Origin of the sequence: Streptomyces sp. NPDC053542 (assembly GCF_044544685.1) — a bacterium.
In the GTDB taxonomy this organism is placed as follows: domain Bacteria; phylum Actinomycetota; class Actinomycetes; order Streptomycetales; family Streptomycetaceae; genus Streptomyces.
Window position 1 is genome coordinate 86793 of sequence record NZ_JBITXL010000013.1, and the last position, 16936, is coordinate 103728.

At 72.3% G+C, this 16936-nt stretch carries 14 protein-coding genes; 6 read left to right on the forward strand and 8 right to left on the reverse strand.

Annotated features, from left to right (window positions below; all coding sequences use genetic code 11):
* Positions 1-81 precede the first annotated feature (81 nt).
* Positions 82-573 carry a MarR family winged helix-turn-helix transcriptional regulator gene (locus ACIGXO_RS31075; protein WP_399793504.1) on the reverse strand — a complete coding sequence of 164 codons (492 nt, stop codon included), beginning with the start codon at positions 571-573 and terminating at the stop codon, positions 82-84.
* Between the two features lie 103 nt (positions 574-676).
* On the opposite strand from ACIGXO_RS31075, the gene ACIGXO_RS31080 reads away from it, so the two are divergent.
* The 5 genes from ACIGXO_RS31080 to ACIGXO_RS31100 all read left to right on the forward strand — a co-directional run bounded on the left by ACIGXO_RS31080 (position 677) and on the right by ACIGXO_RS31100 (position 5531).
* The gene (locus ACIGXO_RS31080) at positions 677-1201 is read left to right on the forward strand and encodes a hypothetical protein (protein WP_399793506.1); all 525 of its coding nucleotides are present in this window, start codon (positions 677-679) and stop codon (positions 1199-1201) included.
* 400 nt (positions 1202-1601) lie between these two features.
* Positions 1602-2177 (forward strand): hypothetical protein, encoded by a 576-nt coding sequence (locus ACIGXO_RS31085; RefSeq protein WP_399793508.1) that lies wholly within the window; start codon positions 1602-1604, stop codon positions 2175-2177.
* Positions 2178-2221: 44 nt separating this feature from the next.
* Positions 2222-3547: a peptidoglycan-binding protein gene (locus tag ACIGXO_RS31090; protein WP_399793510.1), complete on the forward strand. Its 1326-nt coding sequence runs from the start codon at positions 2222-2224 to the stop codon at positions 3545-3547.
* Complete coding sequence (locus ACIGXO_RS31095) at positions 3544-4299, forward strand: ABC transporter ATP-binding protein (protein ID WP_399793512.1); 756 nt, start codon at positions 3544-3546, stop codon at positions 4297-4299. Before ACIGXO_RS31090 ends, ACIGXO_RS31095 begins: the two co-directional genes overlap by 4 nt.
* Positions 4296-5531: an ABC transporter permease gene (locus ACIGXO_RS31100; RefSeq protein ID WP_399793514.1), complete on the forward strand. Its 1236-nt coding sequence runs from the start codon at positions 4296-4298 to the stop codon at positions 5529-5531. The genes ACIGXO_RS31095 and ACIGXO_RS31100 overlap by 4 nt, the downstream gene beginning before the upstream one ends.
* Before the next feature lie 26 nt (positions 5532-5557).
* Here the strand turns inward: ACIGXO_RS31100 and ACIGXO_RS31105 are convergent, their stop codons facing one another.
* Both ACIGXO_RS31105 and ACIGXO_RS31110 read right to left on the reverse strand, forming a co-directional pair.
* A complete protein-coding gene (locus tag ACIGXO_RS31105) occupies positions 5558-7198 on the reverse strand; it encodes a sensor histidine kinase (RefSeq protein ID WP_399793516.1) in 1641 nt (546 codons plus the stop codon).
* Positions 7195-7902: a response regulator transcription factor gene (locus tag ACIGXO_RS31110; protein WP_399793518.1), complete on the reverse strand. Its 708-nt coding sequence runs from the start codon at positions 7900-7902 to the stop codon at positions 7195-7197. Before ACIGXO_RS31110 ends, ACIGXO_RS31105 begins: the two co-directional genes overlap by 4 nt.
* Positions 7903-8159: 257 nt before the next feature.
* Here ACIGXO_RS31110 and ACIGXO_RS31115 point away from each other — a divergent pair, with 257 nt between their 5' ends.
* Positions 8160-8513, forward strand: a complete 354-nt coding sequence (locus tag ACIGXO_RS31115) for an SH3 domain-containing protein (protein WP_399793520.1) — start codon at positions 8160-8162, stop codon at positions 8511-8513.
* An 83-nt stretch (positions 8514-8596) separates the two neighbouring features.
* On the opposite strand, the gene pstS is transcribed toward ACIGXO_RS31115, so the two are convergent.
* From pstS to ACIGXO_RS31140, 5 genes are all read right to left on the reverse strand, one after another.
* Positions 8597-9679 carry a phosphate ABC transporter substrate-binding protein PstS gene (gene pstS, locus ACIGXO_RS31120; RefSeq protein ID WP_399793522.1) on the reverse strand — a complete coding sequence of 361 codons (1083 nt, stop codon included), beginning with the start codon at positions 9677-9679 and terminating at the stop codon, positions 8597-8599.
* A gap of 207 nt (positions 9680-9886) precedes the next feature.
* Positions 9887-11605 (reverse strand): chitinase, encoded by a 1719-nt coding sequence (locus tag ACIGXO_RS31125; RefSeq protein WP_399793525.1) that lies wholly within the window; start codon positions 11603-11605, stop codon positions 9887-9889.
* Positions 11606-11713: 108 nt separating this feature from the next.
* Positions 11714-12913 carry an alpha/beta hydrolase gene (locus ACIGXO_RS31130; RefSeq protein ID WP_399793527.1) on the reverse strand — a complete coding sequence of 400 codons (1200 nt, stop codon included), beginning with the start codon at positions 12911-12913 and terminating at the stop codon, positions 11714-11716.
* Between the two features lie 169 nt (positions 12914-13082).
* On the reverse strand, positions 13083-14591 hold the full coding sequence (locus tag ACIGXO_RS31135; RefSeq protein WP_399793529.1) for a CoA transferase: 1509 nt from the start codon (positions 14589-14591) through the stop codon (positions 13083-13085).
* 97 nt (positions 14592-14688) lie between these two features.
* Entirely contained in the window at positions 14689-16842 is a 2154-nt protein-coding gene (locus ACIGXO_RS31140; protein WP_399793531.1) for an FUSC family protein, read from the reverse strand.
* Positions 16843-16936: the final 94 nt, after the last annotated feature.

Genomic DNA, 16936 nt, shown 5'->3' on the forward strand with positions numbered 1-16936 from the left:
TGTCTTCAGCCTTGCTGTCTATTTGGGCGGTAGGAGTGTCCGGGTGGGGGGTTTCGCGGGAGGTCGGCACGGGACGGTCCATCAGTGTTCGGTGGGGGCGTCGGGAACATCGGGAGTGTTGGCGGCATCGGGCACGTCGGGGGCGGCGGCCAGGCGGTCCAGCAGGCGGGTGGTGAGCAGCAGCAGATCGCGCTCCACGTCGTTGAGGTGGGTCGCCATCGCGCGGGCCAGCCAGACGTCCTTGCGCGCGCGGTCGGCCCGGATCAACTCCCGCCCCTCGTCCGTGGGATGCAGCAGGGTCTGCCGTCCGTCGGCCGGGTCGGGGCGGCGCTCGACCAGGCCCAGCTCCACCAGCCTGGCCACCGGGCGCGCCATCGACTGCGGCGTGACGCGCTCCGCCGCGGCCAGTTCGCTCGCGGTCGCCGGGCCGTCGCGCTCCAGCCGTCCCAGTACGGCCATGGCGCCGAGCGCCAGCTCACCGGGCGGACGCTGGGCCCGTAGCCGCCGCGCCACCCGCATCAGGCTGTTGCGCAGTTCCACGGCCGCGTGATCGAGCTCTTCGCCGGAGGACATTTCTTCAGCATAGTTCAATAAATCAGCGGACGGCTTCCGCGCACCGGCCGGGCTGTGAAGATCAGCTAGGCTGACCGCTTCCGGAGCGACCGCAGGGGGAGACGTGCTCACCAAGCAGCGACTGATACAGGCCGGGCTGACCGCACTTCTCGTGGCGGGGCTCAGCGCCTGCGGAGCGGGAGCGGACGGCAACCGGGGGAGCGACGGCGGCGGCCACGGCACGGGGAAGAGCGCCCAGGACGCGCGGCCGCACTCGGACGAGGTCACGGGGCTCCGGGCCGGCGTCCGCCATGTCACGAAGAAGACGGTCAAGGCCACCCGGCCGCACAAGGTGAAGAAGTGCGCGCCCGCCACGAAGCGCGTCAAGCACACCAAGCGCAGCGGCGGCAAGAAGCGGACGTGGTACACCACCGAGCGGTACGAGAAGTGCCGGAAGGTCCGGCAGGGCACGGAGACGTACCGGCGGGTCGTCCGGCCGGAACGCTGGTGCGTGCGGCTCGACGACGTCAACGGCCGGCCCGGCAAGGACGACGTCTGGTACCGCGTCACGCACGCGACCTACACCACCGCGCTCGGCAAGGACGAGCACGACCGACTGCGCTTTACCCCGACCCGGACCGGCTGCTGACCACGGCTGATGCTGGCTGATGGTGGCTGGCCCCGGCTGATGCTGGCTGACCCCGGATGATGGCTGACCTGGCTGATGGTGGCTGACCCGGCTGACGCCGGCTGATCCTTGCCGCCGTCCGCCGTACCGTTTCCCCCGCTCTTCTTCCCCCATGGGAGATGCGAGGTCCCCTTCTCAACACAGTAGCGGCAGGGTCTGACAACACCCGCCGCCCACCCCGCTCCACTCCCTTCGCCCCGCCCCCGCCCCGCCCCTCACCCCCCCGCCTTGTCCTCTCTCCTCGGATCAGGCGGAGAAGTTCTTGATGGCTTCTTCATAGGTTCTTCATCGGTGCGGTTCTAGATTCGGCGCGTCCGGCCTCGGTGGGCCGGGCGGTGGCCGAGGGATGAGGAGCGCAGCGATGGGTTCGCGTCGGTGGTTCGGGGGACGGTTGCTGGTCGGGGCGGTGTCGGTGGTGGCGCTGACGGTGACCGGCTGCGGGAGCGACGACGGCGGGGACGACATCGCGTCCGCCGGTAACGGCAAGCCCGGTGCGAGCGCCACCAAGGGCAGCGCCGGCGAGCTGGCCGAGTATGTCGAGGGGCAGCGCAAGTGGGTCAAGTGCCTGCGGGACGCGGGGCTCGACGTCCCCGACCCGGACGCCAAGGGCCGGGTCGACTTCGGCGACAACGCCAAGTGGAAGCGCGACCAGAAGGCCCTCCAGGCCCAGGAGAAGTGCGCCGACCTCAGCCTGCCCGTCCCCGACAGTGTCCAGAAGGAGCAGCAGCCCGAGCTCTCCAAGGAGGAGATCGGGAAGAACCGCGAGTACGCGAAGTGCATGCAGGAGAACGGCGCTCCCGACTTCCCCGACACCGGTGAGGACGGCCACTTCCGGGACGTCCAGTGGGACTCCACGTCGGCGGGTGCGAAGCGGGCCGCGCGCGAGTGCGCCTCGATCATCGGCATCCCGAAGAACGCGCCCACGCCCAAGGGCTGACGGGCAGGGCAGGGACAGGATCTGACGGGCGGGGGCAGGAAGCCATGGACACGGGACGGGAATCGGAGAGCCGCGCCGACGGCCGGAGAGCCGGGCGGCGCAGGCGCGGCCCCGTGCTCGTGGGGACCGGGATACTCCTGGTCGCCGGGGTCAGTACGGTCGGCGCCCTCGGACTGGGCGGAGGCGGCGACGACGCCGGTCAGGCGGGGGAGGGCAGGAGCAGCCAGGCAGTAGCGGTCACCCGTGGCACGCTGACCGACCAGACCGAGATCGACGGCCGGCTCGGCCACGGCCCCGAGGTCCCGTTCCCCGTCAAGGCGAAGGGAACGGTGACCTGGCTGCCCGAGACGGACCGGACGATCCGGCGCGGCGGGACCGTGCTGCGCGTCGACGACCGGCCGGTGGTGCTGCTGTACGGCAGCCTGCCCATGTACCGCGATCTGGGCATGGTGGAGCCGGAAACGGCGAGCACGGGCGAGGACCCCGAGGGGACCAAGGGCGCCGACGGGACCAGCGGCGCCGACGGGACCAAGGACAGTGACGGAGTCGAGGACATCGACGGCGGCACCCCGCCGCAGCAGCAGCCCGCGCCACCCGCCTCTCCAACCCCCCTGCGCGGCATGGACGTCAAGCAGTTCGAGACCAACCTCCAGGCCCTCGGCTACTCCGGCTTCACCGTGGACGACACGTACACCACGCTGACCGCCGACGCCGTCAAGCGCTGGCAGAAGGACCTCGGTGTGCCGGGGACCGGCAGGGTCGACGCGGGTGACATCGTCTACGCGTCCGGTCCGGTACGAATTGCCGGCACCAGCGTGCGCGTCGGGGCCGAGGCCGCCGGCAGTCCGGTGAGCTACACCCGTACCTCCCGCATGGTCACCGTGGCCGCGCCCGCCGCCGACACGGACTGGGCGCGACGGGGCAGCGAGGTCACCGTGGAACTCCCGGACGGGCGTTCGGTGAAAGGCAAGGTCGCCAGCGTGGGCAAGGACGCCTCCGCCGCCGAGGGCGAGGGGAACGCCGAAGGCGGAGGCGGCGAGGACGGTGGCGGCGACGCGGGGACGAAGGCGGCCACCGTCTCCGTGGTGATCACCTTCGACGACCAGGAAGCGCTGGGCAGGATGGAGAGCGGCCCGGTCACCGTGCGCTATGTGGTCGAGCAGCGCAAGGGCGTGCTGACCGTACCGGTGGCCGCGCTGGTGGCCCTGGCCGAAGGCGGCCACGGCCTGGAACTGGCCGATGGCAGCGGCAAGGACACCGACGGGGCAAGCCGTTTCGTGCCCGTGAAGACCGGGCTGTTCGCCAACGGCCGGGTCGAGGTGAGCGGACCCGAGGTCCACGAGGGCATGAAGGTGAGGATCCCCAAGTGACCTCAGCGACCCGCTCGCCGGGCCCGCCGGTGCCGCGACCGGGCACTCCCGTCGTCCGGTTCGAGGCCGTGTCGAAGACCTACCCCGGCCATGTCACCGCGGTCGACGGCGTGGACCTGGTCATCGAGTACGGCGAACTGACCTGCGTCGTCGGCCACTCCGGCTCCGGCAAGTCGACCATGCTGCATCTGATGGGCACGCTTGACCGGCCGTCCAGCGGCCGCGTCACCGTCGACGGCCACCCGATCGCCGAGCTGTCCGACCGGGAGGTCTCCGCACTGCGCGCGCAGCGCATCGGCTTCGTCTTCCAGCAGTTCCACCTGGCCGTGGGCGTACCGGTACTGGACACCGTCGCCGACGGGCTGCTGTACGCGGGCGTGCCGCTGCGGGAGCGCCGGCGCCGGGCCGCGGAAGCGCTGACCCGGGTGGGGCTCGACCACCGCATCGACCACCTGCCGCACCAGCTCTCCGGCGGCGAGCGGCAGCGAGTCGCGGTCGCCCGTGCCGTCATCGGCGAGCCGGCCCTGCTGCTCGCCGACGAGCCCACCGGCAACCTCGACTCGGCCTCCGGCGCCGCGGTACTGGAGCTGCTGCGCGACCTGCACAGGGCCGGCACCACGGTGGTGGTCATCACCCACGACCGGGAGATGGCCACGGTCTTCGACCGGCGGGTGGAGATGCGCGACGGCCGGATCATCGCCGATAGCGGACGCACCGATACCGTCTTCACCGCCTCCGGGGAGGAGCGATGAGCCGCCGAGGGCGAGCGCGAGGCAGCGCGCGAGGGCGTACGACTTCGCTGCGTCCCGCCCGGCTGAGCCCCGCCGACCTCGTCCGGCTCGGCGGGACCGGGCTGCGCACCCGGCCGCTGCGGGTCTTCCTGTCCGCGCTGGGCATCGCGATCGGGGTCGCCGCGATGGTCGCCGTCGTCGGCATCTCCAGCTCCAGCCGGGCCGAGGTCGACCGCCGGCTCGACGCGCTGGGCACCAACATGCTGCGCGTCGCCCCCGGTCAGACCCCCGACGGCCGCAAGACCCGGCTCCCCGAAGAGGCGGTGCCCATGATCCGGCGGATCGGGCCCGTGCAGCAGGTGGCGGCCATCGGCGTGCTCGACGGCGCCGCCGTCTACCGCAACGCACACGTGCCCGTGGGGCGGACCAGCAGCGTCCAGGTGGCGGCGGCCGAGCCGCGGCTGCTGCCGGCCATCGGCGGCAGTGTCCGCACGGGCCGGTGGCTCGCCTCGGCGACCGAGGAGTACCCGGCGGTGGTACTCGGCGCCGAGGCGGCCCGGCGGCTGGACGCGTACACCCCGGGCATGCGGCTGTGGCTGGGCGGCAAGTGGTTCTCGCTCGTGGGCGTGCTCGAACCGGCGCCGCTCGCCCCGGAGATCGACAGTTCGGCGCTGATCGGCTGGCAGGCGGCGCGGACGTATCTGCGCTTCGACGGCCACCCGTCGACCGTGTACGTACGGGCCCGGAACGACCGCGTGACGGCGGTACGCGACGTCCTCGCGGCCACGGCGAACCCGGCGCAGCCGAACGAGGTGCTGGTCTCCCGGCCCTCCGACGCGCTGGCCGCACGGGAGGCCACCGAGTCCGCGCTGACCGGGCTGCTGCTCGGCCTCGGCGGGGTCGCGCTGCTGGTGGGCGGGGTCGGGGTGGGCAACACCATGGTCATCTCGGTGCTCGAACGCCGCCCGGAAATCGGGCTGCGCCGCGCGCTGGGTGCCACCAGCGGCCAGATCCGCGGCCAGTTCGTCGCCGAGTCGCTGCTGCTGTCCGCACTGGGCGGCCTCGGCGGGACGGTACTCGGTACGGCGATCACCGCCGCGTACGCATACGTACGGGACTGGCCCACCGAGGTACCGGTATGGGCCGCCGGCGCGGGCATCGCCGTCACGCTGCTGATCGGCGCGACGGCGGGCCTCTACCCGGCGGTCCGGGCCGGGCGCCTGTCGCCGACCGAGGCACTCGCGGGGTCGTGACGGCGAGGGCACTCAGGCGAGGGCACTCAGCCGGTGCCGGCCACGCCCCCTGAACCGAGCGGCAGCGTCACCGTGAAGACCGTCCCCACCCCCACCGTGCTCTCCACCTCGATCGTCCCCCGGTGGTCGCGCACGATCTGCCGGGCGATGGACAGGCCCAGGCCGCTGCCGCCGGTGGCGCGGCCGCGGGCCGCGTCCGCGCGCCAGAAGCGGTCGAAGAGGTGCGGCAGGTCCTTCTCCGGTATGCCGGTGCCGGTGTCGCGGACCTGGAGGACCGCCAGGCCGTCGTGGGAGGACAGCGCCAGCGTGACCGTGCCGCCCGGCGCCGTGGCCCGTATCGCGTTGCCGACCAGATTGCCGACGACCTGGCGCAGCCGGTCGGCGTCGGCGACCGTGTACGTCCGCTCCGGCGCCGCCACTTCCAGCGTGACACCGGCGCTCTCGGCCTGGGCGCGGTGGGCGGTGCGGCAGGTCTCCAGCAGCTCGCGCAGTTCGACGTCGGCGCGGTGGTAGGTGAGCGCCCCGGCCTCGGCCAGCGCCAGGTCCTGGAGGTCGTCCACGATCCGCTGCTGCAGCATCGCCTCCTCGTGGAGGGAGGCGAGGAGTTCGGGCGTCGGCTCCACGACTCCGTCCTGCAGCGCCTCCAGGTAGCCGCGGAGGTTGGCCAGGGGAGTGCGCAGTTCGTGCGCGATGTCGCCGGTGAGGCGGCGCTGGCGTTCCTCGCCGGCCTGGAGGGAGTCGGCCATCCGGTTGAAGGCCCGGCCGAGTTCGGCGATCTCGTCCCGTCCGGAGACCGGCACCCGCTGCCCGAGCTCGCCGGCCCCCAGCCCCCGGGCGGCCAGCGTCAGGGCGCGGATCGGGCGCAGTACGGCCCGGCTCAGCAGCAGTGCGCCGAGGATGGCCGCGAGGGCGACGCCGACCGCGACGGCCACCGTGGGGGCGGCGGCCAGGGTGGGCGGGGATTCGTCGCGTACACCCAGGCGTACTTGGAGCCGCGGTGGCGCGGCCGCGCCGATCCGCTCGTCGAAGGTCCGCTGCAGGCACGTGGCGAAGCGCCGTTCGCCCGCGCACTTCTGGACCGCCGCGTGGTCCCGTGCCGCCTTCGGGTCGGAGGCCGCCGCCGGCTGCTCGCACTGCGCGGGTGCCTTGCCTTCCGTACTGACGCGGGGCACGCCGATGCTGTTCGGCCGGGCCGTCACCTCGGCCCCGGCCCGGGTGAGGCACGCCGCGTAGGCCGCGGCCGCCCGGTACTCGCCGATCGCGGTGACCGTGCGTTTGACCGAGGCCAGCGGTACCTGGTCCGTCGGCAGCCGCAGCGTGGGGCGCGGGTCGACCAGGACCGGGGGCTGCCGGCTCACCGCGCGCGGCTCGCGGCCGGTGAGCGCGTCGGAGTCGGCGAGCAGCTCGTCGGCCTCCGTGGCGACCCAGATCCGCTGGCCGGTGTCCTTCGCCAGCCGGCTCACCGTGGGGGAGATGCCCTCCCAGGTGCCGTGCGCGAAGCCGTAGGCGTACAGCTCGCCGGTGATCCGGGAGACCACCTGCCGCCCGGCGGTGACGGAATCGGCGGCCTGCCGCGTCGCCTGACGCCACGTCAGCCAGGCGGTCGCCGCCGTCGCGGCCATCGCGACGAGCATCAGCAGGGCGAGCGCCCGCAGCCGGAAGCTCACCGCTCCTCACCCTGCCCCGCCGCCAGCCGGTACCCCCGGCCGTACACCGTCTCCACGTACCGCGGGCCGTCGGGGCCGACCCCCTTCTCCAGCTTCCGCCGGAGGTTCATCACGTGCGCGTCGACCGTGCGCTCCAGGACGTTCTGATCGAACCCGAAGACCCGGTCGATGATCTGGGCCCGGGTGAACGCCCGGCCGGGCTCGCCCGCGAGCACGGTCAGAATGGCGAACTCCTTGCCGGTCAGCACGACCGGCTCCCCGGCCACCCGCACCTCGAAGCGCGCGGTGTCGACCTCCAGGTCCCCGACCGTGAGCACCGTGGGCTCCGTACGTCCCGCCGCCTTCGCGCGCCGTAACAACGCCCGGACCCGCGCGGTCAGTTCCCGCGGGCTGTAGGGCTTCGTCATGTAGTCGTCGGCCCCGAGGTCCAGTCCCAGCAGCATGTCCTCCTCGGTGGTGCGCGCGGTGAGCAGCAGGATCGGCACCTGGGACTCGGCGCGCAGGATGCGGCACACGTCGAGCCCGTCGACGTTCGGCATCATCACGTCGAGCACGATGAGGTCGGGCCGCGAGGACCGGGCGCGGTCCACGGCGGCGCGGCCGTCGCCGACGACCTGGACCTCGTTCCCCTCCCGTTCCAGATAGAGCCGGATCAGGCGGGCCTGTTTCACGTCGTCCTCGGCGACCAGTATGCGCGCGCTCAACGTGCCTCTCCTCACGTGATGTGCCAATTTGTGCGCCCGTAGCGGCTTTTCAGCCGCTGGGGCACCCGAAATCGGTCACTCCGGGGCGGAATGCTTTCTTCGCCATGTTCAGAACAGGATCGTACTAACGCCACGCACATCACACGCGATGCAGTGGTCACTGCTCTTGTCTCACGCCACCCGGCAAGCAGGAGCGGTGCCAACGAGGAACGGCGCCAACAAGCGGTGTCCACAAAAGAATGCAACTGGGGGATTTCATGAAGCGTCGACTCGCAGCCGTTCTGCCCGCCGTCGCGGCGGTGGCCGTCTGCCTTCCGTTCACCGTCTCCACTCCGGCGGTGGCCGCCGCGTCCTGCGGCAAGACCGCCGCCGACAAGGACGGAAGCGCCTGGAACGCCACGGCGAGCGGTGCCAACGAGCGCAGCGGGTCCAGCACCAGCTGTGCGAGCAACGGCATCGCTTACTCGGGTCACCGGCTCGACTACCACTGCTACACGGTGGCCGGCGACTACACCTGGACGTACCTCAGAAACGACAGCACGGGCGTCTCGGGCTGGGTCCGTGACGACCTGCTGAGCGACTACGGCTCCAGCGTGTACTGCGGCTTCTGATCGCACCGCACCATGCAGACAGGGGCGGCCCCGCCGGGGCCGCCCCTCCCTGTTCGGACCAGCTTTGTTCGGGGGGAGCTGTTTCAGGACAGCGCGCGCACCGCCCGGCGGACCTCCGTCGCGACGGGGCCGGGGAGCGGGGCGTAGTTCAGTGCCGCGAGGTGCTTCTGGCCCTCGGGGCCCGCCGTGTAGGTCAGGAACGACTTGAGGACCGGCAGGGAAGCGGCCTGGTTCCCCTTGTCGCAGACGAGCTCGTACGTCATCAGGACGATCGGGTACGCACCGGGCTTCGGGTCGGCGTAGTCGAACGCCAGGGTCTTGTCCTTGCCCTCACCGACGATCTCCGCGGCGCCGATGCCGGCCGACGCCGTCTTCGTCGTGGGCGCCACCGGCTCGCCGGCGCCCGTGTCGATGCTGACCGTAGTGATCTTGTGGGCGGCCGCGAAGGACAGCTCGAAGTAGCCGATGGCCCCGTTCGAGGCGGACACCTGGGACGCGACGCGGGAGGAGCCGGTCGCGGCGCCACCGCCCTTGCCCTGCCACGCCTTCCCGGCGGAGTGCGGCCAGTCCTCGGGCGCGGCACCGGCCAGGTACTCCTGGAAGTTCTGCGTCGTGCCCGAGTCGTCCGAGCGGTGCATCGGCCGGATGGGCAGGGACGGCAGCTTCGTGCCGGGGTTCAGCTTCCGGATGGCCGGCGCGTCCCAGGTGGTGATGCGCGAATCGAAGATCTTCGCCAGGGTCGGCGCGTCCAGCACCAGATGGTCCACGCCCGGCAGGTGGAAACCGATGGCGACGGGGCCGCCGGCCATCGGCAGATGGATCGCCCGGCCGCCGTGGCAGACTTCCCGGGACCACTCGATCTCCTGCTTGCTCAGCACCCCGTCGGTGGCGCCGAACGCGGTCGCGCCCCGCTGGAACTGTGCGACACCGGCACCCGACCCCAGCGGGTTGTAGGCGATCTGCGCGTCCGGGCAGGCCCGCTGGTACGCGTCGATCCAGTGCTCCATGGCGCTCTGCTGCGCCGTCGAGCCGGAGCCGCGTGCCTTGCCCTGGCCTGCGCAGTGGATCCCGGTGGGCGCCGGCTCGGGGGACCGGCGGCTTTCGTCCGCCGCATCGGTGGCCTGTGCTCCGCACCCGGCGAGCAGCAGGGCGCCCGCGCTGGTCACGGTGAGCAGAGTGCTCCATCGGCTCCTGCGACTCATCCGGACCCGACGTCGGCTTTGCACTCTTTTTCCCCTCACGCGACACTCATCTCGACACAACGAACTGCACGTGAATGCTCGCTGATCTTTCGTGCGAGGTGAGTGTCGCGAGGGCGAACAGAAGGTGATGTCTAGGTCACGGTCAGGTGAACAGGCCCGTCCGGGCCGCCGCTACGGCAGCCCGTGGACGTGCGGCCCGACCGCGCTGGACCAGGCGTTGCCCGCGGTCGCGTCCCAGTTCGTCGACCAGGTCATGGCGCCGCGCAGCCCCGGGTAGGTCTTCGCGGGCTTGAAGGTGCCGCAGCCCGTGCCCCTGGTGAGGCAGTCCAGGGCGGCGTTGACGACGCTCGGCGCGACGTACCCGCTGCCCGCGCCCCGCGTGGAGGCGGGCACGCCGATCCCCACCTGGGAGGGGTCGAGACCGCCTTCGAGCTGGATGCAGGCCAGTGCGGTCAGGAAGTCCACCGTCCCCTGGGAGTACACCTTGCCGTCGCAGCCGAGCATCGAGCCGCTGTTGTAATACTGCATGTTGACGACGGTCAGGATGTCCTTGACGTTCAGCGCCGTCTTGAAGTAGCTCCCCGACGTCGACTGCATGTCGATGGTCTGCGGGGCCATCGTGAGGACGAGCCCACTGCCCGCCTTCTGCGACAGCGCGCGCAGCGCCTGCGTCATGTAGGTGGGGTTGAGGCCGTTCTCCAGGTCGATGTCGACGCCGTTGAAGCCGTACTCCCGCATCAGCGCGTACACGCTGTTCGCGAAGTTCGCCGCCGACGCCGCGTCGTTGACGGAGACGGTGCCCTTCTCGCCGCCGATCGAGAGGATCACCGACTTGCCGGCCGCCTGCTTGGCCCTGATGTCCGCCTTGAACTGGTCGACGGTGTAGCCGTTCAGGCCCGCGGTATTGAGGTTGAAGGTCACCGCGCCGGGTGTGCTGGTGGCATCGGCGAAGGAGACCGCGATGATGTCGTACTGGCCCGGCACGTCGCTGATCTTCTGGACGGCCGCGCCGTTGTTGAAGTTCTGCCAGTAGCCGGTGACCGCGTGCTTGGGCACCGCCGGGTCGCCGCCGGGGCCGTCGGCCGACGTGGTGCCGGTGACCTGGGCCGACTTGGCGGATTCACCGGCCGCGTTGGTCGCCGCGACCTGGAAGCGGTACGCGGTGGACGGGCTCAGGCCGGTCACGGTCGCGGAGGTGCCGCTGACGGACTGCGCCTTGGCGCCGTCGCGGTAGACGGTGTACCCGGTGGCGTCCTTGGCGGCGTTCCAGGTCAGGGCGACGGAGGACGGCGTCACGGAGGCGACGGTGAGGCCGGTCGGGGTCGCGGGTATGCCCGGTACCGGATCGGTGCCGCCACCGCCGTCGGGCCCGAAGACACTGAGGTCGTCGGTGAAGTAGGCGGGCTGGCCGTACCAGCCGTGGGTGTAGACGGTCACGGACGTGGTGTTGGGTCCGGTGGTGAAGCTGGTCCCGATCTGCTGCCAGGACGTGCCGCCGGTGGTCCAGGTGGAGACGTCGGTGGTGCCGGTGCCGGATGCGCCCAGGTATACGTACGAGCCCTGGACGTACGCGCTGAGCCGGTACGTCGAGCCGGGCCTGACCGCGACGGTCTGCGCGCACTTGGCGTGGTCGGAGCCGGTCGGGGTGGCCTTCAGGGCGCTCGTACCGCTGTGCACGGGGCTCGCGACGGTCGTGCCGCTGCCGTTCGTACATGTCCAATTGCTCAGTCCGGACTCGTAGCCGGCGTTCTTGGCGACGTTGACGTCGGCCTGCGGGGCGGCGACGGTCTGGGCGCCGCTCGCCGCGCACACGACGGTCGCCACAGCGGCGAGGAGGGTGATGAGCCGGCGTCTGTGCCGGCCGGGTCTGCTGTCTGCGGTACGGGGCATGGCTGTCTCCGGTACGGAAGAGGCGGAACCTACGGCACGTACGGGACGGTGGCCACCGTGTCTGCGTTCTGCGCTAAAAATGGTTCAGACCAATGCCGTTGTCAAGGGTCACGGCGACGGCCGCACGCTCTTCCGCGGCTTGGGCGCCACGTCCTGCGGGAAGGTCAGCTCGCCGCCCATCCACCGCATCGCGGGCGTGATCTCCTGTCGCCAGGTCGTGAAGTGGTGGCTGCCCCGGGGCAGGATGATCGAGTCGACGGTCATCGGCGGTTTCGCCGCGCGCACGAACCGCATCGTGTCGGCGTAGTCCGGCTCGCCCTGCCGGCTGCTGGCCACCAGCACGGAGATCCGCGGCGCCGGGAGGTGCTTCAGCCGCCAGAGCAGGTCGTGTTCGCGCCGGCGCTGTGCGGCCTTGGGCCCGGAGCCGAAGAGGCTGCCGGTGGTCAGGTCGTCCTCGATGCGGTAGTCGGCGGACAGCGCGGCCGCCGAGGTGTACACACCGGGGTTGCGCAGGGCGAGTTCGAGGGCGCAGGTGCCGCCGGAGGAGTACCCGAGCGCTCCCCAGGCGCTGGGGTCGTGGCCGACGCGGTAGGCCGACTTCAGGGCGTCCGGCAGGTCCCTGGTGAAGAACGTCTCGGCCTGCGGCCCGCCGGGCACGTCCACGCACTGGGTGTCCCGCGGCGGCGCGACGGTCGGCCGGATCATCACCACGACGGTCGGCGGCATCTTGTGCCGGGCGATCAGCCGCCCCGCGGTCTGCGGCACGCGGAGGTACTGCGCGAGGTTCATGATGCCGCCGGGATAGCCGCTGATCGTGACGATGACGGGGAACCGCTGGCGGCGGAACTGGCGTTGGAAGTACTGCGGCGGCAGATAGACGAAGGCCGGATTCACCACCCTGGTGCGGCGCCCCATGATCCGTACGGACTCCACCCTGCCGGCCTTCTCCGGCGGCCCGGCGGGCAGCCCCGTCACCCGGTCCAGCCCCTGCGGCCCGGCCGCCTGCACCAGCCCGCCCCGCACGCCGGCGGCCACGTCCCGGCCGCCGTGCCGGATGACCGAAACCGGCGCCTGCTCGTTGCGTCCGAGCAGCTCGTCCCACGAACCGTAGAACTCGAAGGCCGAGTTGACGCCCAGGGCCAGCGCGCAGACGAGCGCGAGCTGGGTGACGGCGATGGCGGCGAGCCGGCCCAGCACGGCCCGGAGACCGCGCCCGGCCAGCCGGGGCCAGCCCCACACCGTGAGGACCACACAGAGCACGGCGGCCACCACCACCGCGTATTCGAGCGCCTGGCTGGTCAGCCCCATGCACCCATCACTCCCACACATTGAGACGTCCGGGGCCGGGCCGCCCGGCGGCGCCTGCGCGGCGGGCGGCCCGCTCCCCGCTCATCGATGAGGAGGCGAGCGAAGCACGGTGCGTTCCGGCTGGGGCCGGTTCTCGCCAAGGGCGCCCGGCCGGGGTTCAGGCGGGCTCTCAGGCCCCGAGCCACTCCGGCCGGGACGAGCCGCGCGCGACGAGGGTGAAGGGGTAACGGCCCGGAGTACCGGACATCCGTACCTGATCGGTGACGCCCTGGTAGGTACCGAGCGGGGTCTCGGCCGTGAAGGTCTCCGGGTCGAGGTAGGCGTGCGCCTCACCGGTGCCGGCGACCTCGGCCGCATACGCCTTGTCGAAGACACCGAGGCTGAGGATCCACAGCGCGGCGCGGGTCAGCGAGACATGCACCCGGTAACTGCCGCCCTCGCGCGCCCGTCGGGCCAGCGCCTCGCTGACACCGGCGGCCATCAGCCAGGAGACGATGTAGTCGTTGACCACCAGGATCGGCGGCAGGCCCGGCCGCTCCCCGTCGCCCTCCAGGTGCATCATGCCGACCAGGCTGCCCGCCGTCTGGTCGAAGCCGACCCGGTCCGCCCAGGGGCCGGTGGGGCCGTTGAGGGTGGCCGTCGCGTGGATGATGCCGGGGCGCGCCTCGGCGGCCTGCTCCGGACCCAGCCCGATGCTCTCCAGGTAGCCGGGGCGGCGATTGGCGTAGAACACGTCGGCTCCGCGCAGTAGTTCGCGCAGCCGCGCCGAGCCGTCGGGGGAGCGCGGGTCGACGGTGGCGGAGCGGACGCCGACGTTGGCCGTGGTGTACGTCGCGTCGTGCTCGTGCTCGCCCGGCCGCCAGATGTTGAGTACGTCGGCACCGTGCAGCGCCAGCGCGCGGCCCGCGCCCGCACCGGCGATCACATGTCCCATGCCCAGTGCCCGGATGCCCGACAGGGGCTGCTCGCCGCCCTCCGGCAGGGGCTCGGCCGGGCTGTCACCGATCTTCTCGATCTGGACCAGCGGCATGTGCGCGAGGTGATCGCGGTACTGCGGCTCGTCGAGCATCTCCAGCGGGGAACGGAGTACGGGCAGCACGACCCCGGCCTCGACGGCGGCCTGCTCCAGGTCGGCGGCGTTCCACTTGGCGATCGCCCGGGCCACGGCCTCCGGGTCGTCCGGCACGTCCAGCAGCTTCTGTGCGGCCACCTTGATGCCGGGGTAGGGGTTCAGCGGCATCACCCAGCGCCCGTCGGCGGTCGGGTAGAAGGAGAAGCCGAGCGCCTGGTTCACATTGGACGAGGAGGCCGGCGGATAGCCGTTCAGCAGCTCCCACTTGCGGTCGTAGAACGGGCACAGCCGATGCGGCGCGCTCCGCAGGTCCACGGTGATGTCCTGCCCGGCGCCGCCGCGCAGCCGCCACAGCTTGGCGATGGCGGCGGACTTGGCGGCGAGCGCGATGGCGGCCGCCCCGCCCAGCCGCAGGGTGCTCGGCACGACCGGGTCGGCGCCGAGGAAGGTGACCTCGCCCCCGGTGTCCTCCGGGCGCATGCCGATGCCTGCCAGCACCTCGGCGAAGGCCGCCTGCACGTCAAAGACGTCATCGGTCGCCGGGGTGGCGACGGCTGCCTCGATGCGCTGGGTGAGCCGCTGGGCGTGCTCGGTGGTCGCGGTCATGGATGGGTCAACTCCCTTGAGTATGGGCGGTGTTGGCGTACGGCATCCGGGCTCATGGTCGCGTACGACATCAGGGCTCATGGCCGCGTACGGCGTCCTACCGGCTCGCTGCGGGGACCCGCGCCCCGGCCGCTCGACCGGTCTCCGCGTCGGCTGCCGTGTCGGCCTCCGCAGTGCTCTTCGGCCCGGAGGCCAGCCGGGAGACCAGCTCTTCGACGGCCGTCACGGTGTGCAGGCAGAGCGTGAGGGCACGGCCACGGGCGTGCGCGACGCCGTCGGGCGCGGTGCGGTCGACCAGGTCGGCGAGCCCGCTGCGGGCGGCCGTCGCGTCGAAGGCGGCGCGCAGGACGCCGGGGTACGGCCGGCCCTTCGCGGCCACGACCTCGGCCAGCTCGGCCAGGTGCTGGTCGAGGACCGCGGCGAACTCGGCGGTCTCCGGCACGGCGTCCGCCGGCCCGCCCGGCAGCCCGTCGTACAGCAGCGCGGCGCACTGGGTGATCTCGTACACCGACCGCTGGATGCCGGCCAGTTCCCCGGTGGTCCACCGGGCGCGGTGCCGGCGCGGCTCGTGATCCAGGCTGGCGATCGCGCCGTCCAGCCGCTCCCTGGCCTGCCGGGACTGCCGGCGCAGCACATCGATCCCGGCCGGGTCCACGGCGCCGGCCTCGGCGTACCCGGTGACCAGCATCGGCAGCAGCCGCCGCTGCACCCGCAGCCAGTCGGCCAGCAGCTCGTGCGTGCGGTGGTGGTGGTACGTGGGGATCACCACGAAGACGACCAGGCCGAGCAGCGCGCCCACCAGGGTGTCCGCGGGGCGGCCCCACTCGATCAGGTCGGGGGCCGAGCCGAGCCGGCTGATGAGGAAGACGATCCAGGCGGTGATGAAGAAGTTCAGTACGAGCTGGCCGACGCGGAGCGTCAGGAAGACGCAGGCCGCGAGGACCGAAGCGCCGATCACCAGGCCCCCGGCGGTCCACCCGCCGGGCAGCAGCACCACCCACGCCACGATCCCGCCGAGGATCGAGCCGATCGGCCGGCTCCAGCCGCGCGCGAAGGTGTGCCCGTAGTCGGGGAACAGTACGAGCATCGTGGTGAGCGCCGCCCAGAAGCCGTGGTCGGGCAGGGCGTGGCCCCAGAAGTCGCCGAACGCGCGGCCCGCCGCCTCACCGGCCGCGGTGCCGACCGCGATGCGGATGGCGTGCCGGAAGAGTGGGGCGCCCGGGCGCATCTCGGCGGAGAGCCGGCGCCATCCGGAGCGCAGCGCGCTCTCGGTGGGGAAGGCGTCCAGTACCTGGTCCAGCCCCTCGGGGCCGCGAGCCTGGAGCCAGTGGTCGGCCAGCCGCGCCGCCTCCCGGAGGCGGGGGAGCAGCGCGTCGGCCTCGGGGCCGCGCCAGGAGTCGAGCAGTCGCAGCGCCTCGGGGTCGGTGTCCTGGCGCCGGGCGGTCAGTACCGTACCGGCGACCGCGTCGAGCGCCTCGGCGATCGCGTTGCGCGGCACGCGCGCCGTCCGGGGCAGGAAGTGGAGCGCCCGCCGGATGCCCTCCGCCTCCGAGAGCAGCCCGAAGAGCGGGGCCGCGGCGGGGCGGGCGAACGCCGGCAGCAGATCGAGGGCCGAGCGGGCCGCCGTGAAGGGCGCGGAGGAGAGGTACCCGGCGGGCTCGGCGGCCCGCGCGGTGCTCGCCAGACTCCGGTACAGCGCGGCCACCGCCTTGCGCTGCGCGGGGTGGCGACGGCCGTACGGGGGCAGCAGCTGGGCGACGAAGACCATCCCGGAACCGGCCGCGATCCACTGGACCATGGTCAGCCCGGCCGGGATGCCGGGGGAGAGGTCCGCGGTGATCATGAGGCCGATCGTGACCAGGCAGGCGCGGATGCCGGGGGCCACGCCCAGCGCGCGCCACAGCCCGGCGACGTAGGACGCGACGGCCAGCACGATCAGGAACCACCAGCCCATCGGGTTGAGGTACACGCCGATCAGCGTGGCGAGGCTGAAGCCCACGCCGAGGACGAGCGCGTTCACCGCCCGGTGCCGGACCGGCGCCAGCAGCGTGCCGATCCCGCAGATGAAGGCCCCGACCGTCATCATGGCCCAGGCCAGCGGGTCGTCGAGCAGCCATCCGACGACGGAGGCTGCGACGACGGCGAGTACGGCCCGGCCGATCGCCCAGGGATCCGAAAGTACGCGTTCCATCTTCAGCCCCGCCCGAAAGCTGTGCTGGATGGCGGAGCACCATGCCTTGACCTCACTCATATAGATGCATGTTACACCTAACAGTCTGTACGGGGCGAGTGACCGGGGCCCGGCGGGGGAGTGAGTCGGCTCACCCCCGCCGGAGCGCGGTGAG

Bases quoted from the DNA above. Each gene is read 5' to 3' on its own strand.
- ACIGXO_RS31075 (WP_399793504.1), bottom strand. From the start codon at position 573: ATGTCCTCCGGCGAAGAGCTCGATCACGCGGCCGTGGAACTGCGCAAC.
- ACIGXO_RS31085 (WP_399793508.1), top strand. From the start codon at position 1,602: ATGGGTTCGCGTCGGTGGTTCGGGGGACGGTTGCTGGTCGGGGCGGTG.
- ACIGXO_RS31090 (WP_399793510.1), top strand. From the start codon at position 2,222: ATGGACACGGGACGGGAATCGGAGAGCCGCGCCGACGGCCGGAGAGCC.
- ACIGXO_RS31100 (WP_399793514.1), top strand. From the start codon at position 4,296: ATGAGCCGCCGAGGGCGAGCGCGAGGCAGCGCGCGAGGGCGTACGACT.
- ACIGXO_RS31115 (WP_399793520.1), top strand. From the start codon at position 8,160: ATGAAGCGTCGACTCGCAGCCGTTCTGCCCGCCGTCGCGGCGGTGGCC.
- ACIGXO_RS31125 (WP_399793525.1), bottom strand. From the start codon at position 11,605: ATGCCCCGTACCGCAGACAGCAGACCCGGCCGGCACAGACGCCGGCTC.
- ACIGXO_RS31130 (WP_399793527.1), bottom strand. From the start codon at position 12,913: ATGGGGCTGACCAGCCAGGCGCTCGAATACGCGGTGGTGGTGGCCGCC.
- ACIGXO_RS31135 (WP_399793529.1), bottom strand. From the start codon at position 14,591: ATGACCGCGACCACCGAGCACGCCCAGCGGCTCACCCAGCGCATCGAG.
- ACIGXO_RS31140 (WP_399793531.1), bottom strand. From the start codon at position 16,842: ATGAGTGAGGTCAAGGCATGGTGCTCCGCCATCCAGCACAGCTTTCGG.